19 protein-coding genes, 4 tRNA genes and 1 pseudogene are annotated in these 24,414 nt (G+C 60.8%); 20 read left to right on the top strand and 4 right to left on the bottom strand.

Translation table 11 applies throughout. The annotated features are described in order from the left end of the window. Positions 1-61: 61 nt before the first annotated feature. The 18 genes and pseudogenes from trxA to ACK3SD_RS16785 all read left to right on the top strand — a co-directional run bounded on the left by trxA (position 62) and on the right by ACK3SD_RS16785 (position 16,491). Entirely contained in the window at positions 62-388 is a 327-nt protein-coding gene (trxA, locus tag ACK3SD_RS16870; RefSeq protein ID WP_137764679.1) for a thioredoxin TrxA, read from the top strand. A gap of 450 nt (positions 389-838) precedes the next feature. Continuing rightward, positions 839-2,098, top strand: a complete 1,260-nt coding sequence (rho, locus tag ACK3SD_RS16865) for a transcription termination factor Rho (protein WP_137764678.1) — start codon at positions 839-841, stop codon at positions 2,096-2,098. Between the two features lie 298 nt (positions 2,099-2,396). Continuing rightward, positions 2,397-3,494 (top strand): UDP-N-acetylglucosamine--undecaprenyl-phosphate N-acetylglucosaminephosphotransferase, encoded by a 1,098-nt coding sequence (gene wecA / locus ACK3SD_RS16860; protein ID WP_481126240.1) that lies wholly within the window; start codon positions 2,397-2,399, stop codon positions 3,492-3,494. Positions 3,495-3,514: 20 nt separating this feature from the next. Further along, positions 3,515-4,564: an ECA polysaccharide chain length modulation protein gene (wzzE, locus tag ACK3SD_RS16855; RefSeq protein ID WP_481126239.1), complete on the top strand. Its 1,050-nt coding sequence runs from the start codon at positions 3,515-3,517 to the stop codon at positions 4,562-4,564. Between the two features lie 63 nt (positions 4,565-4,627). Further along, positions 4,628-5,758 carry a non-hydrolyzing UDP-N-acetylglucosamine 2-epimerase gene (gene wecB / locus ACK3SD_RS16850; RefSeq protein ID WP_481126238.1) on the top strand — a complete coding sequence of 377 codons (1,131 nt, stop codon included), beginning with the start codon at positions 4,628-4,630 and terminating at the stop codon, positions 5,756-5,758. After that, positions 5,755-7,017 (top strand): UDP-N-acetyl-D-mannosamine dehydrogenase, encoded by a 1,263-nt coding sequence (gene wecC, locus ACK3SD_RS16845; protein WP_481126237.1) that lies wholly within the window; start codon positions 5,755-5,757, stop codon positions 7,015-7,017. The genes wecB and wecC overlap by 4 nt, the downstream gene beginning before the upstream one ends. Before the next feature lie 48 nt (positions 7,018-7,065). Beyond that, on the top strand, positions 7,066-7,947 hold the full coding sequence (gene rfbA / locus ACK3SD_RS16840; RefSeq protein WP_481126236.1) for a glucose-1-phosphate thymidylyltransferase RfbA: 882 nt from the start codon (positions 7,066-7,068) through the stop codon (positions 7,945-7,947). Continuing rightward, positions 7,925-8,623, top strand: a complete 699-nt coding sequence (rffC, locus tag ACK3SD_RS16835) for a dTDP-4-amino-4,6-dideoxy-D-galactose acyltransferase (protein ID WP_481126235.1) — start codon at positions 7,925-7,927, stop codon at positions 8,621-8,623. Before rfbA ends, rffC begins: the two co-directional genes overlap by 23 nt. Positions 8,624-8,627: 4 nt before the next feature. Continuing rightward, a complete protein-coding gene (rffA, locus tag ACK3SD_RS16830) occupies positions 8,628-9,758 on the top strand; it encodes a dTDP-4-amino-4,6-dideoxygalactose transaminase (protein WP_481126234.1) in 1,131 nt (376 codons plus the stop codon). Position 9,759: 1 nt separating this feature from the next. Beyond that, positions 9,760-11,009 (top strand): annotated as a pseudogene (gene wzxE / locus ACK3SD_RS16825) (lipid III flippase WzxE). After that, positions 11,006-12,091, top strand: coding sequence for a TDP-N-acetylfucosamine:lipid II N-acetylfucosaminyltransferase (locus ACK3SD_RS16820; RefSeq protein ID WP_481126233.1), 1,086 nt, complete (start codon positions 11,006-11,008; stop codon positions 12,089-12,091). Before wzxE ends, ACK3SD_RS16820 begins: the two are co-directional and overlap by 4 nt. Then, positions 12,088-13,455: an ECA oligosaccharide polymerase gene (gene wzyE, locus ACK3SD_RS16815; protein WP_481126232.1), complete on the top strand. Its 1,368-nt coding sequence runs from the start codon at positions 12,088-12,090 to the stop codon at positions 13,453-13,455. The genes ACK3SD_RS16820 and wzyE overlap by 4 nt, the downstream gene beginning before the upstream one ends. Before the next feature lie 8 nt (positions 13,456-13,463). Further along, positions 13,464-14,204, top strand: coding sequence for a lipopolysaccharide N-acetylmannosaminouronosyltransferase (wecG, locus tag ACK3SD_RS16810; RefSeq protein ID WP_137764669.1), 741 nt, complete (start codon positions 13,464-13,466; stop codon positions 14,202-14,204). A gap of 294 nt (positions 14,205-14,498) precedes the next feature. Next, entirely contained in the window at positions 14,499-15,893 is a 1,395-nt protein-coding gene (thrP, locus tag ACK3SD_RS16805; RefSeq protein WP_481126231.1) for a bifunctional threonine/serine APC transporter ThrP, read from the top strand. Between the two features lie 143 nt (positions 15,894-16,036). Next, a tRNA-Arg gene (locus ACK3SD_RS16800) sits at positions 16,037-16,113 on the top strand. A 76-nt stretch (positions 16,114-16,189) separates the two neighbouring features. After that, positions 16,190-16,265 (top strand) — tRNA-His (locus tag ACK3SD_RS16795). A 14-nt stretch (positions 16,266-16,279) separates the two neighbouring features. Continuing rightward, positions 16,280-16,366 (top strand) — tRNA-Leu (locus ACK3SD_RS16790). Positions 16,367-16,414: 48 nt separating this feature from the next. Beyond that, positions 16,415-16,491: transfer RNA gene (locus ACK3SD_RS16785), tRNA-Pro, on the top strand. Between the two features lie 651 nt (positions 16,492-17,142). On the opposite strand, the gene hemY is transcribed toward ACK3SD_RS16785, so the two are convergent. From hemY to hemC, 4 genes are read right to left on the bottom strand one after another with little or no spacing between them, the layout of a single operon-like run. Then, positions 17,143-18,336, bottom strand: coding sequence for a protoheme IX biogenesis protein HemY (hemY, locus tag ACK3SD_RS16780; protein ID WP_481126230.1), 1,194 nt, complete (start codon positions 18,334-18,336; stop codon positions 17,143-17,145). A gap of 2 nt (positions 18,337-18,338) precedes the next feature. Further along, positions 18,339-19,466: a uroporphyrinogen-III C-methyltransferase gene (gene hemX / locus ACK3SD_RS16775; protein WP_137764666.1), complete on the bottom strand. Its 1,128-nt coding sequence runs from the start codon at positions 19,464-19,466 to the stop codon at positions 18,339-18,341. A gap of 22 nt (positions 19,467-19,488) precedes the next feature. Beyond that, positions 19,489-20,229 carry a uroporphyrinogen-III synthase gene (hemD, locus tag ACK3SD_RS16770; RefSeq protein ID WP_481126229.1) on the bottom strand — a complete coding sequence of 247 codons (741 nt, stop codon included), beginning with the start codon at positions 20,227-20,229 and terminating at the stop codon, positions 19,489-19,491. Next, a complete protein-coding gene (hemC, locus tag ACK3SD_RS16765) occupies positions 20,226-21,167 on the bottom strand; it encodes a hydroxymethylbilane synthase (protein WP_137764664.1) in 942 nt (313 codons plus the stop codon). Before hemC ends, hemD begins: the two co-directional genes overlap by 4 nt. Positions 21,168-21,480: 313 nt before the next feature. On the opposite strand from hemC, the gene ACK3SD_RS16760 reads away from it, so the two are divergent. Together ACK3SD_RS16760 and lptM are read left to right on the top strand one after the other, a co-directional pair. After that, positions 21,481-24,036, top strand: a complete 2,556-nt coding sequence (locus tag ACK3SD_RS16760; RefSeq protein WP_481126228.1) for a class I adenylate cyclase — start codon at positions 21,481-21,483, stop codon at positions 24,034-24,036. 149 nt (positions 24,037-24,185) lie between these two features. Further along, positions 24,186-24,392 carry an LPS translocon maturation chaperone LptM gene (lptM, locus tag ACK3SD_RS16755; protein ID WP_481126227.1) on the top strand — a complete coding sequence of 69 codons (207 nt, stop codon included), beginning with the start codon at positions 24,186-24,188 and terminating at the stop codon, positions 24,390-24,392. Positions 24,393-24,414: the final 22 nt, after the last annotated feature.

Below are 24,414 nucleotides of genomic sequence, written 5' to 3'. Positions count from 1 at the left end.
GTCAACCTAATGTTGGTTAATGCTACATCAACTAGGTAGACATAATCCTTTGGAGTAAAACATGAGCGATAAAATTATTCACCTGACTGATGACAGTTTCGATACCGATGTACTGAAAGCCGAAGGGCCAGTGCTGGTCGATTTCTGGGCTGAGTGGTGTGGTCCTTGTAAGATGATTGCTCCGATTCTGGATGAAATTGCGCAAGAATTTGACGGCAAACTGACCATCACTAAGCTGAACATCGATGACAACCCGGGCACCGCGCCGAAATATGGCATTCGCGGTATCCCTACTCTGTTGCTGTTCAAGAACGGTGAAGTCGCTGCCACCAAGGTGGGCGCGCTGTCTAAAGGTCAGCTGAAAGAGTTCCTGACCGCCAATATGTAATCGGCACGGATGTCCGATAAGTCGGGTGTTTAGCGGGGAATGTGAAATTCACGTTGGCCGCTAGACGCCTGCCACGAAGCGTGTTAAGTTTACCTCTACTGCATATAGAACTTACCTGTAGTTTGAATCCTAAAAACAGCGTGAATCCTGGCGAATACCCTTCCAGCTTCGCTCTGTGTTAAAAGCATCGCTTTCCTGCACGGCACAATCACCGCACGTTATTTTTCAAAGCGGCACGATTTACGATGCGTTTGACAGTCATACGGTTTTGCTAAAATCATTTAGGCATTTTCGTTCTCAGTCTGCCAAATTTTCATGAATACCGTAATGCTCACGGTCTCTCTTCTGATGAATGCACTGAGATTGAATGCCAGTAAACAGGCACGGAATACGCTGCCATACCATTCACGACAAGTTCGAGACATACCCCGAGTTTAAGAACCCACCACTATGAATCTTACCGAATTAAAGAACACGCCGGTTTCTGAGCTGATTACTCTCGGCGAAAACATGGGGCTGGAAAACCTGGCCCGTATGCGCAAGCAAGATATCATCTTCTCCATTCTCAAGCAGCATGCGAAGAGTGGTGAGGATATCTTCGGCGATGGCGTACTGGAGATATTGCAGGATGGCTTCGGCTTCCTCCGCTCTGCAGACAGCTCCTACCTCGCCGGCCCTGATGACATCTACGTTTCCCCCAGCCAAATCCGCCGCTTCAACCTTCGTACCGGTGACACCATTTCCGGTAAGATTCGTCCCCCGAAAGAGGGTGAGCGTTACTTTGCGCTGCTGAAAGTTAACGAAGTCAACTACGACAAGCCTGAAAACGCCCGCAACAAGATCCTGTTCGAAAACCTCACCCCGCTGCATGCCAACTCCCGTCTGCGTATGGAACGCGGCAACGGTTCTACCGAAGACATCACCGCCCGCGTTCTGGATCTGGCCTCCCCGATTGGCCGTGGCCAGCGTGGCCTGATCGTCGCACCGCCGAAAGCCGGTAAGACCATGCTGCTGCAAAACATCGCGCAGAGCATTGCCTACAACCACCCGGATTGCGTGCTGATGGTGCTGCTGATTGACGAGCGTCCGGAAGAGGTGACCGAGATGCAGCGTCTGGTGAAGGGTGAAGTGGTCGCGTCGACCTTCGACGAACCGGCTTCCCGTCACGTGCAGGTGGCAGAGATGGTGATCGAGAAGGCGAAGCGCCTGGTCGAACACAAGAAAGACGTCATCATCCTGCTGGACTCCATTACCCGTCTGGCGCGTGCTTACAACACCGTGGTGCCGGCCTCTGGCAAGGTACTGACCGGTGGTGTGGACGCCAACGCCCTGCACCGTCCGAAGCGCTTCTTCGGTGCCGCGCGTAACGTGGAAGAGGGCGGCAGCCTGACCATCATCGCCACCGCGCTGGTCGATACCGGCTCGAAGATGGACGAGGTGATCTACGAAGAGTTCAAGGGTACAGGTAACATGGAACTGCACCTGGCACGTAAGATTGCGGAAAAACGCGTCTTCCCGGCAATTGACTACAACCGCTCCGGTACTCGTAAGGAGGAGCTGCTGACCTCCCAGGAAGAGCTGCAGAAGATGTGGATCCTGCGCAAGATTATCCACCCGATGGGTGAAATCGACGCGATGGAGTTCCTCATCAATAAGCTGGCAATGACCAAAACGAATGATGAATTCTTCGATATGATGAAGCGCTCATAATTCTTTAAAACTCGGGGAACGCCACGCTAAGTCGTGGCGTTTTTCGCTTTTGGCCGCTACGATAGCGCCAAAAAAGATCCATATTTACAACATTCAGATAATAGCGGATGGCATTCGGGGAGATGTTTTCCTAAGTTAGTTAACACCCGGGTGAGCACGCAGCATAATCCGCGAAGGTTTTTTGACACGCGATAACCATAACTGTCACCATAGGATAGGACTATAAGGCTGCGAGGGTTTATGACACTGCCAGGTTACAAACCGGATTGCCTTATCTTTATGCAGAGAGCTGTTAACTGTGAATCTACTCACTATGAGTAATGATCTTCTCTTTATCTTCCTGTTTTCCTTCTGTTTCTTATTTGCTGCCCGCAAAGTCGCAAAGAAAATTGGCTTAGTTGACAGACCCAACTACCGCAAGCGCCATCAGGGGTTGATCCCACTGGTCGGCGGCATTTCCGTCTTTGCCGGCATCTGTTTCACCTTCCTGATCTCGGATTTCCATATTCCCCACTCGGCGCTCTATCTGACCTGCGCCGGGGTGCTGGTGTTGGTCGGCGCGCTGGATGACCGTTTTGACATCAGCGTCAAAATCCGCGCGCTGGTGCAGGCGCTGGTCGGCATCTCGATGATGGTGTTCGCTGGCCTGACCCTCAAGAGCCTCGGTTACATTCTGGGGCCGTGGGAGATGGTGCTGGGGCCATTCGGCTATCTGGTGACGCTGTTCGCCGTGTGGGCGGCCATTAACGCCTTTAATATGGTGGATGGCATCGACGGCCTGCTTGGCGGCCTGTCGTGCGTCTCCTTTGGGGCGATGGGCATTCTGGTCTATCAGGCCGGGCACATCGACCTGGCGCTCTGGTGCTTTGCCATGATCGCCGCCATCATCCCCTACATCCTGCTCAATCTGGGCGTGCTGGGCCGGCGCTACAAGGTATTTATGGGCGATGCCGGCAGTACGCTGATCGGCTTCACCGCCATCTGGATCCTGATGCAGAGCACCCAAGGCCCAACGCCGCCGATGAACCCGGTCACCGCGCTGTGGCTGATCGCCATCCCGCTGATGGACATGATTGCCATCATGTACCGCCGGCTGCGCAAGGGGATGAGCCCCTTCTCGCCTGACCGCCAGCACATCCACCACCTGATCATGCGCGCCGGTTTCTCCTCCCGGCAGGCCTTCGTGCTGATTACGCTGGCGGCGGCGCTGCTGGCGGCGATTGGCGTAATAGGCGAACGGCTGGTGTTTATGCCGGAGTGGATGATGCTGGTGCTGTTCCTGCTGGCATTTTTGCTCTACGGCTACTGTATCAAGCGCGCTTGGCGCGTCGCCCGGTTTATCAAACGTATCAAGCGCCGTATGCGCCGCTCGACCATCAATAAACACGTATCCTAATCCGAGGTGTTCTGGCAGTGATGAAATCTGAGACGTCCCCAACCCCCAGCCGTCAATCTGTGGAAAATGAGCTTGATATCCGTGGCCTGTGCTGCGCCCTGTGGCGTGGCAAAGGCTGGATTGTTGGGCTGGGTTTACTCTCTGCGGCCGCGGCGCTGGGCGCCTCCGCGCTGATGGAGCAGAAGTGGAGCGCCACAGCGATCACTGACCGGCCAACGGTCAACAACCTTGGCGGCTACTACTCGCAGGCGCAGTTCCTGCGCAACCTCGATAGCCTGATAAACAACGCGGCTGACCATGACCAGCCCTCGATTTCAGATGACGCCTATAATGAGTTCATTATGCAACTGGCGGCCTACGATACGCGCCGCGACTTCTGGTTGCAGACTGACTATTACAAGCAGCGTCAGGAAGGTGATGTCAAAGCAGATGCGGCGTTACTGGATAAACTGATCGGCAATATTCAGTTCACCCCGCATGATGATAAAAAATTCCTGAATGACAACGTGAAGCTGACGGCGGAGCGCGCTGCGGACGCCAACCAGCTGCTGCGCCGCTACGTGGCATTCGCCAGCTTGCGGGCGGTGCAGCACCTGAATGATGAGCTGCAAGGCGCGTGGGCGGCGCGTACCGTGTCGATGCTGGCGCAGGTCAAGCGCCAGGAGGCGGTGGCGGCGGCGGTTTACAAGCGTGCGCTGACCGGCGTCGGGCAGGCGCTGAAGATCGCGCGCCAGCAGAACATCAGCCGCAGCCAGACCACCACGCCAGCGGAGCAGTTGCCAGACTCTGACATGTTCCTGCTGGGCACGCCGATGTTGCAGGCGCGGCTGGAAGCGCTGCAGGCATCTGGCCCGAGCTATGACATCAGCTACGACCAGAACCGGGCGATGCTCTCGACCCTCAAGGTGGGGCCGGTGCTGGATGCGAAGTTCCAGACCTACCGCTACCTGCGCACCCCGGAGGAGCCGGTCACGCGGGACAGCCCGCGCCGCACGCTGCTGATGGTGATGTGGGGCGCAGTGGGCGCATTGATCGGCGCGGGCGTGGCTCTGGCGCGCCGTCGGGCTTAACTTGATTTATGGGGGTCTGGGCTTGCGGGCGGGCACCCCCTCACGACTTAAAAGAGATTCGCTGTGAAAGTGTTGACTGTTTTCGGCACCCGACCGGAGGCCATCAAGATGGCCCCGCTGGTACACGCCCTGGCTCAGGATGCGTCCTTTGAGGCAAAGGTCTGCGTAACGGCTCAACATCGCGAGATGTTGGATCAGGTTTTGCGCCTGTTTGATATTGAGCCGGACTTTGACCTCAACATCATGCGCCCCGGTCAGGGACTGACGGAGGTCACCTGCCGCATTCTGGAGGGGCTGAAGCCGGTGCTGGAGTCATTTCGGCCGGACGTGGTGCTGGTGCATGGTGACACCACCACCACCATGGCCACTAGCCTCGCGGCCTTCTACCAGCGTATCCCGGTTGGCCACGTGGAGGCCGGTCTGCGCACCGGCGATCTCTTCTCTCCTTGGCCGGAGGAGGCCAACCGCAAGATGACCGGCGCGCTCGCCACCTGGCACTTTGCGCCGACGGAGAACGCCCGCCGCAACCTGCTGGCAGAGTCAACGCCGGATCGCCAGATCACCGTCACCGGCAATACGGTGATTGACGCGCTGCTGTGGGTGCGTGACCGCATCCGCACCAACCCGCCGCTGGTGGAGCGCCTCGGCCAGGAGTACGCCTTCCTGGATGAGAGCAAAAAGATGATTCTGGTCACCGGCCACCGGCGCGAGAGCTTCGGCGGCGGCTTTGAGCGCATCTGCACCGCGCTGGCGGAGATCGCCCGCCGCCACCCGGAGGTGCAGGTGGTCTACCCGGTGCACCTCAACCCGAATGTCAGCGAGCCGGTGAACCGCATCCTCAGCGGCATCGAGAACATCATCCTGATTGAACCGCAGGACTACCTGCCGTTTGTCTATCTGATGGATCGCGCCTACCTGATCCTCACCGACTCCGGCGGCATCCAGGAGGAGGCCCCCTCCCTTGGCAAGCCGGTGCTGGTGATGCGTGATACGACCGAACGCCCGGAGGCGGTGGACGCCGGCACCGTGCGGCTGGTCGGCACCGACATGGCCAAAATTGTGCAGGAGGTCACCGGCCTGCTGAATAGCGACGACGAATACCATGCCATGAGTCGCGCACATAACCCTTACGGCGATGGACATGCCTGTCAGCGTATTCTTCACGCATTAAAGAACCATCAGGTGAAGCTATGAGTTTTGCAACTATCTCTGTGATCGGACTGGGCTACATCGGCCTGCCGACGGCCGCGGCCTTTGCCTCGCGCCAGAAAAACGTCATCGGTGTGGACATCAACCCGCACGCGGTAGAGACCATTAACCGGGGCGACATCCACATTGTCGAGCCGGATCTGGATGTGGTGGTCAAACAGGCGGTGGAGGCGGGCTACCTGCGCGCGGTAACCACACCACAGGCAGCGGATGCCTTCCTGATCGCCGTCCCCACGCCGTTCAAGGGCGATTACCAGCCCGATCTGGCCTACGTGGAAGCGGCGGCGCGCGCCATTGCGCCGGTGCTGAAACGGGGCGATCTGGTGATTTTGGAGTCCACCTCGCCAGTGGGTGCCACCGAGCAGATGGCCGGTTGGCTGGCGGCTGAGCGCCCCGATCTCACCTTCCCGCAGCAGGCGGGCGAGCAGGCGGATATCCACATCGCCTACTGCCCGGAGCGGGTGCTGCCGGGGCAGGTGATGGTGGAGCTGATCAAGAATGACCGGGTGATCGGCGGCATGACGCCCGCCTGCTCCGCGCGCGCGCGCGCGCTGTATGAGATCTTCCTGGAGGGCGAGTGCGTGCTCACCAACGCCCGCACCGCTGAGATGTGCAAGCTGACCGAAAACAGTTTCCGCGACGTCAATATCGCCTTCGCCAATGAGCTGTCGCTGATCTGCGCCGAGCAGCAGATCAACGTCTGGGAGCTGATCCGGCTGGCGAACCGCCACCCGCGCGTCAATATCCTGCAACCCGGCCCCGGCGTGGGCGGCCACTGCATCGCCGTGGATCCGTGGTTTATCGTGGCGCAGAACCCAGAGCTGGCACGCCTGATCCGCACCGCGCGGGAAGTGAATGACAGCAAGCCGCACTGGGTGGTGAATCAGGTGAAGGCCGCCGTCGCTGACTGCCTGGCCGCCAGCGATCGCCGCGCCGCAGACGTGACCATCGCCTGCTTCGGGCTGGCGTTCAAACCCAATATTGATGACCTGCGCGAAAGCCCGGCGGTGGAGGTGGCGCACATGATCGCCGACTGGCACCGTGGCGACACGCTGGTGGTCGAGCCGCACGTCACCAGCCTGCCGCCGTCGCTGGCGGGCCATGCCCGGCTGGTGGAGATTGACGAGGCGTTGCAGCAGGCGGATGTGGTGGTGATGCTGGTGGATCACCAGCGCTTCAAGGCCATCCCGGCGGCGCAGATCCGCCAGCCGTGGGTGGTGGATACCAAAGGCGTGTGGCGCTAGCCATGAACCCAGGCGCGTCGCCCAGCGGGCGGCGCGACAGGAGAAACAATGAAAGGCATTATCCTGGCGGGCGGCTCCGGCTCCCGCCTGCACCCCCTCACCCTTGGGGTCTCCAAGCAACTGCTGCCCATCTATGACAAGCCGATGATCTACTATCCGCTGTCGGTGCTGATGCTGGCCGGCATCCGGGACATCCTGATTATTACCACCCCCGATGACCGCGCCTCCTTCCAGCGGCTGCTTGGCAATGGCGACGAGTTCGGCATTCGCCTGCACTATGAGGTGCAGGCGCACCCGGACGGGCTGGCTCAGGCCTTCCTGATCGCGGAGCGCTTCATCGATGGCGATCCGGTCTGTCTGGCGTTGGGTGACAATATCCACTTTGGGCAGGGCTTCAGCCCGAAATTGCAGCGCGTGGCCGCGCGGACGCAGGGCGCGACCCTGTTCGGCTACCAAGTGATGGACCCGGAGCGCTTCGGTGTGGTGGAGTTTGATGACGATTTCCGCGCACTGTCGATTGAGGAGAAGCCAGCCCAGCCGCGCTCCAACTGGGCGGTGACCGGCCTCTATTTCTATGACGCGCAGGTGGTGGAGTTCGCCCGGCAGGTGAAACCCTCCAGCCGGGGCGAGCTGGAGATCACCAGCATCAACCAGATGTATCTGGATCGGGGCGAGCTGAACGTCGAACTGCTGGGGCGCGGCTTCGCCTGGCTCGACACCGGCACCCACGAGAGCCTGATGGAGGCGAGCAGTTTCGTACAGGTGGTGGAGAAGCGGCAGGGCTTTAAGATCGCCTGTCTGGAGGAGATTGGCTGGCGCAACGGCTGGCTGGATGATGCCACGCTGGCGCGCGCCGGTCAGGCGCTGGGCAAAACCGGCTACGGCCAATACTTACTGGATCTGCTCCATGCGCGTCCACGCCAATATTGAGTCGCTGCGCTGGGAGAGTGACTTCTTCCAGTTGCCGAGCGCCAAACTCGACTTCTCCGCTGAAGCCGCCCCGTTGACCCCGGCGCGGCTTCAGCCCTATCAGGTGGTACAGGCGAAAATCGCGGCGGACGCGCTGCCGCTGGCGGATGGGCTGGCGGCGCTCGGCTTCCGGCTGGCGGAGGGCGAGGTGGATTTCACCTTGCCGATCGCCGCTGAGGTGGCCTCGCCAGCCTTACAGGTGCGCGTGGCCGACGCATCGGATATTCCCGCCTTGCAACAGGCGGCGGCATCCGCCTTCGCCCTGAGCCGCTTTCGCGCGCCGTGGTATCCGCCGCAGGCGAGCGGGCGTTTCTACGCCCAGTGGATAGCCAACGCCGTCCACGGCAGCTTCGACCACCTCTGCCTGCTGCTGGAGGCGGAGGGGGTGCCGCAGGGCTTTGTCACCCTGCGCCGTTTGGCGTCAGGCGAGGCGCGCATTGGCCTGCTGGCGGCCTGGCCGGGTGCGGGTGGGCGCGGCGTGGGCAAACAGTTGATGCAGGCCGCCCGCCACTGGTGCCGCGATGAGCAGGTGACCCGCCTGCACGTGGCGACACAAGTGGGCAACGTGGCGGCGCAGCGTCTCTACATTGGCAGTGGCGCGTCGGTGACGGCCACTTCATTTTGGTTGTACAGGTGATCCTATGATTCCATTTAACGCGCCACCGGTGGTGGGCACTGAAATCGACTACATGCAATCCGCGATGAGCAGCGGCAAGCTGTGCGGCGACGGCGGCTACACCCGCCGCTGCCAGCAGTGGATTGAACAGAACTTTGGCTGCCCGAAAGTGCTGCTGACCCCCTCCTGCACCGCCTCGCTGGAGATGGCGGCGCTGCTGCTCGACATCAAGGCCGGCGACGAGGTGATCATGCCGAGCTACACCTTCGTCTCAACCGCCAACGCCTTTGTGCTGCGCGGCGCGAAGGTGGTGTTCGTCGATCTGCGTCCAGACACCATGAACATCGATGAGACCAAAATCGAGGCGGCCATCACCGACAAAACCCGTGCCATCGTGCCGGTGCACTACGCGGGCGTCGCCTGTGAGATGGACACCATCATGGCGCTGGCGGAGAAGTACAAGCTGTTCGTGGTGGAGGATGCCGCGCAGGGCGTGATGTCCCGCTATAAGGGGCGCGCGCTTGGCACCATCGGCCACATTGGCTGCTTCAGCTTCCATGAAACCAAAAACTACACCGCCGGCGGCGAGGGTGGGGCGACGCTGATCAACGACCGCTCGCTGATTGAGCGTGCGGAGATCATCCGTGAGAAGGGCACCAACCGCAGCCAGTTCTTCCGGGGCCAAGTGGACAAATACACCTGGCGCGACCTTGGCTCCAGCTTCCTGATGTCTGACTTGCAGGCCGCCTATCTCTGGGCGCAGCTGGAGGCGGCTGACCGCATCAACCAGCGCCGTCTGCTGCTGTGGACCAACTACTATGAGGCGCTCTCCCGGCTGGCGCAGCAGGGGCGCATTGACCTGCCAGCCATCCCCGCGGACTGTGTGCACAACGCCCACATGTTCTACATCCGGCTGCGCGACATCGCGGAGCGTGACGCCTTCATCGCCTACATGAAAGAGGCGGAGATCATGACGGTGTTCCACTACATCCCGCTGCACGCCTGCCCGGCCGGTGAGCACTTCGGCCGCTTCGCCGGCGAAGACCGCTTCACCACCCGCGAGAGCGAGCGTCTGGTGCGCCTGCCGCTGTTCTTCAACCTGCCTGACGTCAACCAACGCACGGTCATCAACACCATCCTGAGTTTCTTTGCCTGATATGTCACTGGCCAAAGCATCCGTCTGGACCGCTGGCTCGACGCTGATCAAAATCAGCGTCGGGCTGCTGGTGGTCAAACTGCTTGCCGTCGCCTACGGCCCCAGCGGGGTCGGGCAGGCGGGCAATTTCCGTCAACTGGTGACCGTGCTCGGGGTGCTCTCCGGCGCGGGCATCTTCAATGGCGTCACCAAATATGTGGCGGAGCACCGGCAGGATGGCCCGCAACTGCGGGCAGTGCTCGGCACCGCCTCGACGCTGATTCTCGGCTTCTCCACCCTGCTGGCGCTGCTGTTTTTGCTGGCCGCCGCGCCCATCAGTCAGGGGCTGTTCGGCCATGACCGCTACCAGAATGTGGTGCGCGGCGTGGCGCTGGTGCAGATGGGCATCGCCTACGCCAACTTCTTTCTGGCGATCCTGAAGGGCTACCGCGACGCGCTGGGCAATGCGCTGGCGATTGCCGGTGGCAGCCTGATTGGATTGGTGGCCTACTTCCTCTGTTTCCGCCTCGGCGGCTACGAGGGGCGCTGCTGGGGCTGGCGCTGGTGCCCGCGCTGGCGGCCCTGCCGGCCGGGCTGATGCTGGCGCGCCGCCAACCGGTGTCGCTGCGTGACCTGAAGCCGGGTTGGGATCGCGTGCTGGCCGGGCAGTACGCCAAGTTCACCCTGATGGCGCTGATGACCGCCGTCACCCTGCCGGTGGCCTATATCATGATGCGCAACTTGCTGGCGGCGCATGATGGCTGGGACGCCGTCGGCATCTGGCAGGGGGTGAGCAGCATCTCTGACGCCTACCTGCAATTCATTACCGCATCGTTCAGCGTCTACCTGTTGCCGACGCTGTCGCGGCTGAAAGAGAGAGCGGCGGTCACGCGTGAGATTGGCCGCTCGCTGGCCTTTGTGCTGCCAGCGGTGGCGACGGTCAGCCTGGCGGTCTGGCTGCTGCGCGATGTGGCGATCTGGCTGCTCTTCTCGGAAAAATTCACGGCGATGCGCGATCTGTTCGCCTGGCAACTGGTGGGGGACGTGCTGAAGGTCGGCGCCTATGTCTATGGCTATCTGGTGATTGCCCGGGCATCGCTGCGCTTCTACCTGCTCACCGAACTCAGCCAGTTCCTGCTGCTGATTGGCTTCGCCCACTGGCTCATCCCGGTGCATGGCGCGCTGGGGGCGGCACAAGCCTATATGGCGACCTATATTGTCTATTTCGTGCTCTGTAGCACTGTTTTCCTGATCTATCGTAGGCGGGCATGACCACACTTATTCACGTTCTGGGATCGGACATCCCACACCACAACCTGACCGTACTGCGCTTCTTCAATGATGAGCTGTCGGCGCGCGCGCCAGCCGGGCAGAGCCGCCACTTTATGGTGGTGGCGGCGGATGCGTCCGCCTTCGCGCCCTTTACCCAGTTGCAGATTGAGACCTTCGCCGACAAGGCCACGCTGGCGCAGGCGGTGATTGCGCGGGCGCAGCAGTCGCGGCAGACCCGCTTCTTCCTGCATGGGCAGTTCAACCCCACGCTGTGGCTGGCGCTGCTCCAGCGCAAGATCCAGCCGCAGCAGGTGAGCTGGCACATCTGGGGCGCGGATCTCTATGAGGAGGCGAAGGGCTGGAAGTACCGGCTGTTCTACTTGATGCGTCGGCTGGCGCAGGGGCGCGTCGGGCAGGTGTTCGCCACCCGTGGCGACCTCCAGCACTTCCGCCAGCGCCACCCACGGGTGCCAGCCTCGCTGCTCTACTTCCCGACCCGCATGGACCCGGCGCTGAATGACGCGCCGCGCCCGCCGCACGGCGACCGCCCGCTGACCATTCTGCTGGGCAACTCCGGCGATCGCACCAACCGCCACATTGAGGCGTTGCAGGCGATCCACCGGCAGTTTGGCGCTAATGTGCGGGTGGTGGTGCCGCTCGGTTACCCGGCCAACAACGAGGCGTGGATTGCGCAGATCCGCGCGGCCGGTGAGGCGCTGTTCCCGGCCGGGCATCTGCAGCTGCTGACCGAGCAACTGGCCTTCCCTGACTACCTTGAGTTGCTGCGGCAGTGTGACCTCGGCTACTTCATCTTCAACCGCCAGCAGGGCATTGGTACGCTCTGCCTGCTGATCCAGTTCGGCATTCCCTTTGTACTGAGCCGCCAGAACCCCTTTTGGCAGGATCTGGCGGAGCAGCATTTGCCGGTGCTGTTCTACGGCGACACGCTCGACGAGACGGTGGTGCGTGAGGCGCAACGGCAACTGGCGCTGGTGGACAAGCGAGAGATCGCCTTCTTCCGCCCCAACTATCTGGATGGTTGGCTGCACGCGCTGGCGCTGGCCGCCGGGGAGGCCGCATGAGCCTGACCGAGTTCGCCGGGCTGGCGGTGGTCTACGCCGCCTCGCTGCTGTTTATCCTGACGCTCGCCTACCGCGAGTTCCGCCGCGTGCGCTTCAACTTCAACGTCTTCTTCACGTTGCTCTACCTGCTGACCTTCTATTTCGGCTTTCCGCTCACCTGCGCGCTGGTGTTCGGTTTTGACGTGGAGGTGGTGCCGCCAGCCTACCTGTTGCAGGCGCTGCTCTCCGCCACCTGCTTCTACGCCATCTACTATGTCGCCTACAAAACGCGGCTGCGCGCGGCCAACGCCCCGCCGCGCCGGCCAGTCTTCACCCTGAACCGGGTGGAGGCGCACCTCACCTGGATGATGCTGGCGCTGATTGCCCTCGGCACAGTGACCGTGTTTTTCATGCACAACGGCTTCCTGCTGTTTAAGCTCAGCGCCTACAACCAGATCTTCTCCAGTGAGGTTTCAGGGGTGGCGCTCAAGCGCTTCTTCTACTTCTTCATCCCGGCGATGCTGGTGGTCTACTTCCTGCGGCAGGATCTGCGCGCCTGGCTGTTCTTCCTGGTGAGCACGGTGGCGTTTGGCATCCTGACCTATATGATTGTCGGCGGCACGCGCGCCAACATCATCATCGCCTTCGCGCTGTTCCTGTTCATCGGCATCGTGCGCGGCTGGATCACGCTGTGGATGCTGGCCGCCGCTGGCCTGTTCGGCATCGTCGGCATGTTCTGGCTGGCGCTGAAACGCTATAGCCTGGACGTCAGTGGGGCGGAGGCGTTCTACACCTTCCTCTACCTGACACGTGACACCTTCTCGCCGTGGGAAAACCTGGCGCTGCTGTTGCAGAACTACGATAAGATCGATTTCCAGGGGCTGGCCCCGATGGCCCGTGACTTCTACGTCTTTATCCCGAGCTGGCTCTGGCCGGGAAGGCCGAGCGAGGTGCTCAACTCCGCCAACTACTTCACTTGGGAGGTGTTGGACAACCACTCGGGGCTGGCGATTTCGCCGACGCTGATTGGCTCGCTGGTGGTGATGGGCGGCGCGTGGTTCATCCCGCTGGGCGCGGTGGCGGTCGGCGGCATCATCAAGTGGTTCGACTGGCTGTATGAGCAGGGCAAGGCGGAGGGCAACCGCTATAAGTCGGCGGTGTTGCAGGCGTTTTGCTTCGGCGCGGTGTTCAATATGATTGTGCTGGCGCGGGAAGGGGCTGATGCCTTTGGCTCGCGCGTGGTGTTCTTCTGTCTGGTGTTCGGCGCCTGTCTGGTGGCGGCGAAGCTGTTGTACTGGATGTTCGACGCCAGCGGCCTGATCCGGCCGCGCGGCTGCCGGGCCATCTCCACCGGCGAGCCGCCTGCGGCGGACGGTATCCTGTAAGGAAACTCATGGACTCATTACGCTCTGTTCCCCAGTACCGCATCCGTGGCCTGGATATCTGGGGATTCAAACATCAGGCGCAGTTTCTCGATCACTTGTTCACGGGCGGCCGGGTCAAAACCGGCACGCTGGTGGCGATCAACGCCGAAAAGGTGCTGGCCAGCGAGCGCGACGCCTCGCTGCACGCGCTGATCAACGGCGTGGAGTATAAGTACGCCGACGGCATCAGCATCGTGCGCTCCATCCGTCGTAAATACCCCGGCGCTGAGGTGTCACGCATCGCTGGCGCCGATCTGTGGGAGGCACTGATGCAGCGCGCCGGGCAGGAGGGCACGCCGGTGTTCCTGATTGGCGGCAAGCCAGAGATTCTGGCGCAGACCGAGGAGAAGCTGCGCGCGCTGTGGAACGTCAACATCGTCGGCAGCCAGGATGGCTACTTCACACCCGAGCAGCGGACGTCGCTGTTTGAGCGGGTGAAGGCCAGCGGCGCGGCAATTGTTACGGTGGCGATGGGCTCGCCGCGGCAGGAGGTGCTGATGCGCGACTGCCGCGCGCTCCATCCGCAGGCGCTCTACATGGGCGTCGGCGGCACCTATGACGTCTTTACCGGCCATGTGCGCCGTGCGCCGAAATTCTGGCAGAACAGCGGGCTGGAGTGGCTCTACCGTCTCCTGCTGCAACCCAGCCGGCTGCGTCGCCAGCTTAAACTGCTGAAATACCTGCGCTACCACTACACCAACCAACTCTGATGCTTTCGACGCCCCGCTTCGCGGGGCGTTTTTGGCAAAAAAAGCGGTCGCCCCATTGCAACGCTTGCAAATTCTGGTTTGCTTCTGACAGGAAAATACGGAACCATAGCGCCCGGTAACTCCCCCGGTAGCTGGGCCGCTTTTCCGCCTGAATCCTTTCTGTAGGAAATCCCCCGCTGCTGACCGCTTACCCCCGGTGGCGTCCTGCCGCCGTTGTCACAGACATAGTCAACCAAAAAAATAACATTCCAGCGGGCTGGAAGGCATACACAACACGCGAGAAACAGAGGAATTATGGCGAGTCACGAAGAGAAGAAAGGATTGCAGCGAGGGTTGGAGGCCCGGCATATCGAGCTGATAGCGCTCGGCGGCACCATCGGTGTCGGGTTGTTCATGGGCGCGGGCAGTACGTTGAAGTGGGCAGGGCCGTCAGTACTACTGGCCTACATTGTCGCCGGTCTGTTTGTGTTTTTCATTATGCGCGCGATGGGCGAGATGTTGCACCTGGAGCCGGTGGCTGGCTCCTTTGCGGTCTATGCGCATAAGTACCTCAGTCCTTACTTCGGCTACCTGACCGCCTGGAGCTACTGGTTCATGTGGATAGCCGTGGGGATCTCGGAGATCACCGCCGTGGGCGTCTATGTGCAGTACTGGTTCCCGGAGCTGCCCCAGTGGGTACCAGCGCTGGCGGCGATTGCGTTGGTGGCGCTGGCCAACCTAGCGGCGGTGAAGCTGTATGGCGAGTTTGAGTTCTGGTTCGCGCTGATCAAGGTCACCACCATCATCGTGATGATTGTCGCCGGGCTGGGGGTCATCTTCTTCGGCTTTGGCAACCACGGCCAGGCGCTGGGCTTTGAGAACCTGACCGTCCACGGCGGCTTCTTCGCCGGCGGCTGGAAGGGCTTCCTGTTTGCGCTCTGTATCGTGGTGGCCTCCTACCAAGGGGTCGAGCTGGTGGGCATCACCGCTGGCGAAGCCAAGAACCCGCAGGTAACGCTGAAGCGCGCCATCAACAACATCCTGTGGCGCATCCTGATCTTCTACGTGGGCGCAATCTTCGTCATCATCACCATCTACCCGTGGAATGAGATTGGCTCGCACGGCAGCCCGTTCGTGCTGACCTTCGCCAAGATCGGCATCGCCGCCGCGGCAGGCATCATCAACTTCGTGGTACTGACGGCGGCGCTCTCCGGCTGCAACAGCGGCATGTATAGCTGTGGCCGTATGCTCTACGCCCTGGCGAAAAACCGCCAACTGCCGTCGTTCCTGGCAAAAGTCTCCAAAGGCGGTGTGCCGGTCTACGGCATTGCCGTCACCATCTTCTGCCTGCTGGCTGGCTCCTGCCTGAACTACATCATCCCGAATCCAGAGAAGGTGTTCGTCTATGTCTACAGCGCCAGCGTGCTGCCGGGTATGGTGCCGTGGTTCGTGGTGCTGGTGAGCCAGCTTAAGTTCCGCGTGGTGCATAAGCAGGCGCTGAAAAGCCATCCGTTTAAGTCGATAATGTTCCCCTACGTCAACTACCTGACCATCGCATTCCTGCTTTGTGTGCTGGTAGGCATGGGAATCAACCCAGACACGCGGATTTCGCTGCTGGTAGGGGCCATTTTCATTGCCGGTGTCTCGCTGATCTACGCGGGCCTGGGTATGTATAAACGCAAACCTACGGTGCAAAACCCGGTAGAATAAGGGCTTAGTCACGGGGCAGGGCGGGAGAAGTGGTCACTTTTAGGACGAAATGAGCAAAGCGTAAGCAAACGCAATATTTCTTCTAAAAAGCACTAGACAGCATGGCACTAAAGCCGTAATATCCCGCCCCGCAACGGCGCTACGCGCCCGTAGCTCAGCTGGATAGAGCGCTGCCCTCCGGAGGCAGAGGTCTCAGGTTCGAATCCTGTCGGGCGCGCCATTAAGTTTGTGCGCAAGAGCTGCGGTGGTACTCTTTCTTAGAAAAGAACATACCGCGTGAAGTAGAAGTAACTTTGGTGGCTATAGCTCAGTTGGTAGAGCCCTGGATTGTGATTCCAGTTGTCGTGGGTTCGAGTCCCATTAGCCACCCCAAATTTTGTGACGATGCGAAGGTGGCGGAATTGGTAGACGCGCTAGCTTCAGGTGTTAGTGTCCTTACGGACGTGAGGGTTCAAGTCCCTCTCTTCGCACCACACAAACAGCATCTTTGATGTTGTTGTAGTTAAAGCAGTAGAAAAAATCGGCGAGTAGCGCAGCTTGGTAGCGCAACTGGTTTGGGACCAGTGGGTCGGAGGTTCGAATCCTCTCTCGCCGACCACTTTCAGAATAACCCCGCTCTGCGGGGTTTTTCGCTTTCTGGCGTCCGGGATTTCCTGCAAAGCACCCATCTCTATCTCTCCTCACTTCTTTCCGTTCAGGCACTGCCACCCATACCGTTATTCAATTGTCGTTTTTCCGCTACATCACGCGATCTGGCTGTCGTGAAAAAGTGACATCTATCCTCATGATCTCTATAGATAATTAACGCCATACGGCAGGCTGTCGTCTGAGGACGACAAAACGGCGAGTGGATATCACGCCAAGGCATAACAATGCCCTACTTACAGCCGCCGCACATAAGTTTTTCACTCATTAAAACAACAGGATAAATTTAAACACCGGTCGCGGGTAGATTCTGGCACGGCGTGTGCAATACTAATGGGGTAGATGCTCATTCCCCTTGTTATGACTGCCTTTGGCTTCATAAAACCCTGAATGATGCAGAGCCAATTTCGGTACCTAATGTCCACCTTATCGATAACCTGGTTATCAGCAAGCGGGCATAACGTTGAGTGAGGTACCCCCTGTTGTCCAAGACCTGAATTTGCTTGTTTAAACACTTGTCCCGGCGGCAGGTGTTTTTTTTTGCCTGCCATTTCGCGGGCATAAAAAAGGCCCCCGAGGGGGCCTTTCTATTTCTCGTTACGCATTACACGTCCGGGCGTTGCAGGGTCAGCAACAGGCCCTCACGGCGCAGCTGCGCGGCTTCGTCCGGTTTATGCAGCTTGTCCAGCGTGTCTGCCAGCCAGGCATAATCATGCCCATCCGGACGCACTGCCAGCGCCGCGCGGAAGCACTCGCTGGCCGCCTGCCACTCACCATGCTTCATCAGCAACTGGCCCAGCGTGCTGCTCAGCAGCGGCGTCGCGCCATTCTGCTTGATCTGCTGGCGCAGGGCTTTCTCCAGCTGTTCTGGGTTGCCCGACTTCAGGCGCGGCATCAGCAGCACCAGACGCTCATCGAAGTTGCGTTTCAGGCCATCCAACAGCACCTCCTGCGCCATGTCGTGATCGTCACAGGCGATCAGATTCTCCACCATCGCCACCTGCAGGGTGGCATCGTGGCGGGTTTTGCGCTTCTGATCTTTCCACCAGCGTTTCAGGCCGTCGCTGCCCTCTTTGGCCATCGCTTCGTTCATCAGGCCGACGTAGGCCTGTTCACGCAGCGCCTGCAAGTGCGGCTCGTCATACAGATGGATTTTCGCCATCGACGGGATGATCTCCAGCAGGGCGTCATAGGCACCGCTGCGCAGGTAGGCCTGCTCCGCCAGTCGCAAGACTTCCGGGTGGCGCGGGGCCTGACCAACCAAATTATCCACACCGTGGCGCGCCGCATGGATCTCGCCCTGTGCCAGCTGGATGCGCACGCGGGTGATGTCCACTGGCAGCTGGTCGCGATCGGCGATCTCGGCGGCGCGCTCCAGATACTGGTTGGTGCGGAAGCTGTCACCGCGCTGCTGCGCGGCCTCGGCGGCCAGCAGATAGTTCACCACCGGCTGCTCGGCGTGGTCGGCATGGCGGGTCAGCAGCTTCTCAGCCTGCTGGTGATCGCCCTCTGCCAGTTTCACCAGCGCCTCTTTGGTCTGCTTGCGCGCCTTGGAGCGTTTGCGGCCGCTGAACCAGCGGCGGGTACGCGCACCGGTACGGAACAGGCGGCGCAGGATCCACTCCACGATAAACAGGGCGACAAACAGCACAATCGCCATGATCACCAGACCTGTGACGCTGGTCTCCACGTTATAGTTGTCCGTCTGGATCAGGACATAGCCCTGATGGCCCGCCAGCATTGGCCCGACGACCACGCCAGCAATCAGGAGCAGGAAGAGGACTAACACGCGAATCATATTCAGCCCTCCTGGTTGGCGGCAGCCGGCGACTGCGCCAGCAGGTTACGGACGCGGGTCTGCATCAGTTTCTCCAGCATCGGCTGGCTCTTCAGCTGCTCCGGCACATCCACCGAGATGCTCTGCTGGCTCAAGGTGTCCAGATCGTCGAGGAAGGCCTTGGTCGCCGGATCGTTGGCGTCAAAGTAGGAGCGCACCCAGCCGGAGACCGTCTCCAGCGACTGCTTGTAGACCTCATTCTGGTGGCGCGGCACCGCTTGTGCGGCCACCAGCAAGCGCGAGCGGATATTCTCACGCAGGTAGACATCCTGATTCGGCGCCAGCAGCGGCTCGGCGGCGGTGTCACGGCGGCGGATGGTGATGAAGTCATCCATAAAGTTGTGCCAGCTCTTGACCAGATTCTGCCGCCACTCGCCAATAGAGGCGGAAAGCTCGCCGCTGTCCTCGTCCATCGGCGAGTCGTCGGTGTTGTCATCCGCCAGACGCAGATTGTCCACCTGATTAGAGAGCTGGTTCACCTTCAGGATGATGCCGTCGAAATCGACCTGCGCCACCACGGAGAGCGTGCTGACGTCCTCGGTAATCGCGCGGCGCACCTCCAGCAGGCTCGGATCGTTCATGTCCGCCAGACTGGCGTCGGCGCTCTTGAGCAGCGCGGCGGCGGTGGTGATGTCCTGATCGCTCCACAGCTTGCGGCCAGCCAGTTTGACCAGAAAGTCAGCCTGCGCCAGCAGCCAGGTTTTGGCATCGCTGCCGGAGATGGTCGCCACCTTCTCCTGCAACTCATTGAGCTGGCGGTTCAGGCTCGCCTGCTGCTGGTCGGCGTTTTTCAGCGCCTCGCCCTGCTGCTGCCACAGGGTGCCTTGCTGCTGCTTCTCCTGCTGCTGGCTCTGTTGCAGCGCGGCAATTTCCGCGCGCAGCGACTGGTTTTCTGCCAACTGCGCCTTGGCCTGTTGTTGCCCGTGTAGGTAGAGCCCGGCACCGAGGGCCAGCGCCAGCGCAATGGCGACAGCGCCCAGCACCAGTCCGGTGCGGCTCTCTTTGCGGGAATCAACGGCTGGCCGGAGGGGCGTCTCCACCGCTGGGGTGATCTCTTCGTCCGAAGCGGATGGGGTTTTTTGTTCCGTCATGTTGGCACATCCCATAGTCAGGTTATCGTAGCGCGCGGATCAGCGCGTCATTATCTGCATTGTCGGCCACCCCGACGCTCTGCCAGCCAAGCTGGCGCGCCAGAGTTGCCAGGCGTTCACTCACCACTATCAGGTTGCAGCGCAGCAACCATGAAGTCCGATAGTAATCAGGAACTAAATTATAGAGCTGTTGTAACATTTCACCGCTGGTGACCACCAGCCTGTTCACGCCGAGACGGTGCCAGTGGGCGCTCTGCTCACTGCCGTCATAGTGGATGGCGCGCCGCTGGTAGCACTCACAGTAGTCGATGGTGGCGCCGCGTGCCGCCAGCGTCTCAGCCAGCAGTTCACGGCCACCGTTGCCGCGCAGGATCAGCGCCCGCTTGCCGCTGACCTGTTGCAGGTCAGGCAGGCAGAGCAGGGTTTCGCTGGTCTCGCTGTCGGGGGGGTAGCTGACCGGGCGGCCGCTCAAGGTGTGCAGTTTCAGCCCGGTGGTGCGGCCGATGGCATAGTAGTGGAGATCGGCGCGCCAGGGCGGCGAGCAGGCCGCCAAAGCGTGGTGCGCGTAATCCACCGCATGTTGGGAGAGGGCAAACACCAGATCGCCGGGCAGGCAGGCGGCCAGGCGGGCCGGCAGGGTGGCCACGTCCCTCCCCGGTGCGAACTCAATCAGCGGCGCGTGGTACGCGGCCAGCCCAAGCTGGCGCAACCGGCTGACCAACTGTTCGCCTGACGGGGAAGGGCGGGTCACCAGAATGGTCATGCGGGAGGGTTTCCCTGATAGACCTCGGCAAGGATCTCGCGCGCGCCGCGCGACAGCAGCTCCTCAGCCAGCGCCACGCCCATCTGCTCCGCCTGATCGGCTGAACCGTGGCGTTCACCGCGCACGATGACGCTGCCATCCGGCGCGCCCACCAGCGCCCGCAGCCAGAGGCGATCGCCCTCCAGCACCGCGTAGCTGCCGATTGGCACCTGACAGCCGCCCTCGAGGCGGGTGTTCATCGCCCGCTCGGCACGCACGCGCACCGCCGTCTCATGGTGGTTCAGCGGCGCGAGCAGTTCACGCGTCACGCTGTCATCCAGTCGGCACTCAATGCCGACCGCACCCTGCCCAACCGCTGGCAGGCACTCCTCTGGCGAGAGCGGGTTACGGATGCGTGACTCAAGGCCGAGGCGTTTCAGCCCGGCGACCGCCAAAATAATGGCGTCGTACTGGCCGTTGTCGAGCTTGCTCAGGCGGGTGCCGACGTTGCCGCGCAGGTCGCGCACCACCAGATCCGGGCGCTGCTCGCGCAGCTGGCACTGGCGGCGCAGGCTGGAAGTACCGACCACGCTCCCCGGCGGCAGGTGGGCGAGGCTCTCAAAGTTGGGCGAGACAAAGGCATCACGCGGATCTTCGCGCTCGCAGATGGTGACCAGCCCCAGCCCCTCGGGAAATTCCACCGGCACATCCTTCATGGAGTGAACGGCGATGTCCGCGCGGTTCTCCAGCAGCGCCAGCTCCAGCTCCTTGACGAACAGCCCCTTGCCGCCCACTTTTGCCAGCGGGGTATCAAGGATGATGTCGCCGCGCGTGACCATAGGCACCAGCTCAACGCGCAGGCCCGGATGGCTCTCCTCCAGGCGGTGTTGAACATAATGTGCCTGCCACAACGCCAGGGGACTTTGGCGGGTGGCAATACGGATAATTTTGTCTACCATGCTTGTTACCGTTTTACGAGTTCGCCCCATCCTACCATTTACCGGGGAAAGCTGTCAGCGTAAGAAGCCCCGGCAGCGCGGGGGAAACCGGGCCAAAACGGCGCGTTCGACAGGTTTTACATGACATGGCCGGGAGAGAGGAGTATACAAAGGGACCAGAGTAAGTCTGGTGCTATACTTTCTTTACGGTCAATCAGCAAGGTGTTAAATTGATCACGTTTCCAGCAATTATCTGCTAAATATTCGTCTAAACACAGGCAGGTTTGGAAAACGGGTTTTTTTATAGGCACTGGGATAAATCAGGCGAAACGTCTTGTACCTCTACATTGAGACACTCAAGCAGAGACTGGATGCGATCAACCAACTGCGTGTCGATCGTGCCCTGGCGGCCTCTGGGCCGGCTTTCCAACAGGTCTACAGTCTACTGCCGATCTTATTGCACTATCATCATCCACTGATGCCGGGTTACCTGGGCGGTAACGTGCCGGGCGGCATCTGCCTGTTCACGCCCGATGAAAAGCAATCTCGTTATCTTGCTGATTTAGAAGAAAAAATTGGCAAGCCCCTCGACAAAGCCCCTCACGGCGAACTGCCGATCACTGGCCTCTACAGCATGGGCAGTACCTCCTCCATTGGCCAGAGCGAAAGCTCTGACCTGGATATTTGGGTCTGCCACCAATCCTGGCTGGACAACGAGGAGCGCCAGCGGCTGCAGCAGAAGTGCACGCTGCTGGAGGAGTGGGCGGCGTCGCTGGGCGTTGAGGTCAGCTTCTTCCTGATCGACGAAAACCGCTTCCGCCACAATGAGAGCGGCAGCCTCGGCGGCGAGGATTGCGGCTCCACCCAGCACATCCTGTTGCTGGATGAGTTCTACCGCAGCGCCGTGCGTCTGGCGGGCAAACGCATCCTGTGGAACATGGTGCCGGGTGAAGAGGAGCCGCACTACGACGAGTATGTGATGTCGCTCTACGCGCAGGGCGCGCTGACGCCCAATGAGTGGCTCGATCTCGGTGGCCTCGGCACGCTGTCGGCGGAAGAGTATTTCGGTGCCAGCCTGTGGCAGCTCTATAAGAGCATCGACTCCCCCTATAAAGCGGTGTTGAAAACCCTGCTGCTGGAGGCCTACTCCTGGGAGTACCCGGAGACCCAGCTGCTGGCGATGGACATCAAGCGCCGCCTGCATGATGGCGAGATCGTCTCCTTCGGGCTGGACGCCTACTGCATGATGCTGGCGCGTGTCACCCGCTACCTGACGGCGATTGAGGATGAGACGCGGCTGGATCTGGTGCGCCGCTGCTTCTACCTGAAGGTGCGCGAGAAGCTGTCACAGGGGCGCGACTGCGTTGGCTGGCGGCGGGAGATTTTGTCGCAACTGGTGCAGGAGTGGGGCTGGAGCAGTGAGAAGCTGGCGATCCTCGACAACCGCAACAACTGGAAGATTGAGCGGGTGCGCGAGGCGCACAATGAGCTGCTGGATGCGATGATGCAGAGCTATCGCAACCTGATCCGCTTCGCCCGCCGCAATAACCTGAGCGTCAGTGCCAGTCCGCAGGACATCGGCGTGCTGACCCGCAAACTCTACGCCGCCTTTGAGGCGCTGCCAGGCAAAGTGACGCTGGTGAACCCGCAGATCTCGCCCGACCTGTCGGAAAATGACCTGACCTTTATCCATGTGCCGATTGGCCGCGCCAACCGCACCGGCTGGTATCTGTACAATCAGGCGCCGTCGATGGACGCCATCATTAGCCACCAGCCGCTGGAGTATAACCGCTACCTGAATAAGCTGGTGGCGTGGGCCTACTTCAACGGCCTGCTCACCGCGCGCACCCGCCTGCATATCAAGGGCGGCGGCCTGTGCGATCTTGCCAAGTTGCAGGAGCTGGTGGCGGATGTCTCGCAGCACTTCCCGCTGCGCCTGCCAGCGCCGACGCCCAAGGCGCTCTACAGCCCGTGTGAGATCCGCCATCTGGCGATTATCGTCAATCTGGAGCATGACCCGACGGCGGCCTTCCGCAATCAGGTGGTGCACTTCGATTTCCGCAAGCTGGATGTCTTCAGCTTCGGCCAGCAACAGCAGTGTCTGGTCGGCAGCATCGATCTGCTCTACCGTAACTCGTGGAATGAGGTGCGCACCCTGCACTTCAGCGGCGAGCAGGCGGTACTGGAGGCGCTGAAGACCATCCTCGGCAAAATGCACCAAGACGCCGCGCCGCCGGAGTCGGTCGAGGTGTTCTGCTACAGCCAGCACCTGCGCGGCCTGATTGGTACGCGCGTCCAGCAGCTGGTGTCGGAGTGCATTGAGTTGCGCCTCTCCAGCACCCGTCAGGATCCGGGCCGCTTCAAGGCGGTACGCGTCTCTGGCCAGACCTGGGGGCTGTTCTTCGAGCGCCTGAGCGTTTCGGTGCAGAAGCTGGAGAATGCGGTGGAGTTCTACGGTGCCATCTCCAACAACAAGCTGCATGGCCTGTCGGTGAAGGTGGAGTCGGATCAGGTGCACTTGCCGGCGGTGGTCGATGGCTACGCCAGCGAGGGGATCATCCAATTCTTCTTTGAGGACTCGCCGGATGACCGCGGCTTCAACATCTATATTCTCGATGAGTCGAACCGGGTGGAGGTGTTCCACCACTGCGAGGGCAGCAAAGAGGAGCTGGTGAAGGATGTCAGCCGCTTCTACTCCTCCTCCCATGACCGCTTTACCTACGGCTCGAGCTTCATCAACTTCAACCTGCCGCAGTTCTACCAGATTGTGGTGCTGGATGGCCGCAAACAGGTGATTCCGTTCCGCAGCAAGGCGCTGACCGCCCTCAACCTGGCGGTGAACAGCGAGGCACTGCCGCCGGGCCTGAAACAGTTCTACCAATTGCATTGACCGCGTGGCCGGGCGACCCGGCTGCGCGCCTTCACGCTTTGGCCTTTTTCCCCCAGCCGCCAGCCTGGCCCCGGACGTAATTCCTATTGCTTTTCATGATCCACCTGCGATTATAGAGAGCTTGGACGCACGCAATACAGGCAGAACAGATGAAAAAAGAATTACGTTGGGCAGCGGCCGCCTTGATGTTACTGGGGCTTTCCGGTTGTGGCCTGAAAGGCCCGCTCTACTTCCCACCGGAAGACAAACCGGCCGTGACCACTGCGCCGCCTGACTCCACCAACGACGTGCAGCGCAACCAACAATCGACTTCTGGCAATCAGGGCGGCACCACCGCAGACCCTGCGGGCCTGTAACGGATAGCAGCCCTGCGGTTTG

The organism is Chimaeribacter sp. YP20170169 (assembly GCF_056739715.1).
The sequence above is the reverse complement of the archived record's forward strand: the minus strand, read 5'-3'. Positions and strand labels throughout refer to the sequence as shown.

Coding starts and splice junctions, on each gene's coding strand:
- trxA (WP_137764679.1), top strand. CDS start 62: ATGAGCGATAAAATTATTCACCTGACTGATGACAGTTTCGATACCGAT.
- rho (WP_137764678.1), top strand. CDS start 839: ATGAATCTTACCGAATTAAAGAACACGCCGGTTTCTGAGCTGATTACT.
- wzzE (WP_481126239.1), top strand. CDS start 3,515: ATGAAATCTGAGACGTCCCCAACCCCCAGCCGTCAATCTGTGGAAAAT.
- wecC (WP_481126237.1), top strand. CDS start 5,755: ATGAGTTTTGCAACTATCTCTGTGATCGGACTGGGCTACATCGGCCTG.
- rfbA (WP_481126236.1), top strand. CDS start 7,066: ATGAAAGGCATTATCCTGGCGGGCGGCTCCGGCTCCCGCCTGCACCCC.
- rffC (WP_481126235.1), top strand. CDS start 7,925: ATGCGCGTCCACGCCAATATTGAGTCGCTGCGCTGGGAGAGTGACTTC.
- rffA (WP_481126234.1), top strand. CDS start 8,628: ATGATTCCATTTAACGCGCCACCGGTGGTGGGCACTGAAATCGACTAC.
- ACK3SD_RS16820 (WP_481126233.1), top strand. CDS start 11,006: ATGACCACACTTATTCACGTTCTGGGATCGGACATCCCACACCACAAC.
- wzyE (WP_481126232.1), top strand. CDS start 12,088: ATGAGCCTGACCGAGTTCGCCGGGCTGGCGGTGGTCTACGCCGCCTCG.
- wecG (WP_137764669.1), top strand. CDS start 13,464: ATGGACTCATTACGCTCTGTTCCCCAGTACCGCATCCGTGGCCTGGAT.
- thrP (WP_481126231.1), top strand. CDS start 14,499: ATGGCGAGTCACGAAGAGAAGAAAGGATTGCAGCGAGGGTTGGAGGCC.
- hemY (WP_481126230.1), bottom strand. CDS start 18,336: ATGATTCGCGTGTTAGTCCTCTTCCTGCTCCTGATTGCTGGCGTGGTC.
- hemX (WP_137764666.1), bottom strand. CDS start 19,466: ATGACGGAACAAAAAACCCCATCCGCTTCGGACGAAGAGATCACCCCA.
- hemD (WP_481126229.1), bottom strand. CDS start 20,229: ATGACCATTCTGGTGACCCGCCCTTCCCCGTCAGGCGAACAGTTGGTC.
- hemC (WP_137764664.1), bottom strand. CDS start 21,167: ATGGTAGACAAAATTATCCGTATTGCCACCCGCCAAAGTCCCCTGGCG.
- lptM (WP_481126227.1), top strand. CDS start 24,186: ATGAAAAAAGAATTACGTTGGGCAGCGGCCGCCTTGATGTTACTGGGG.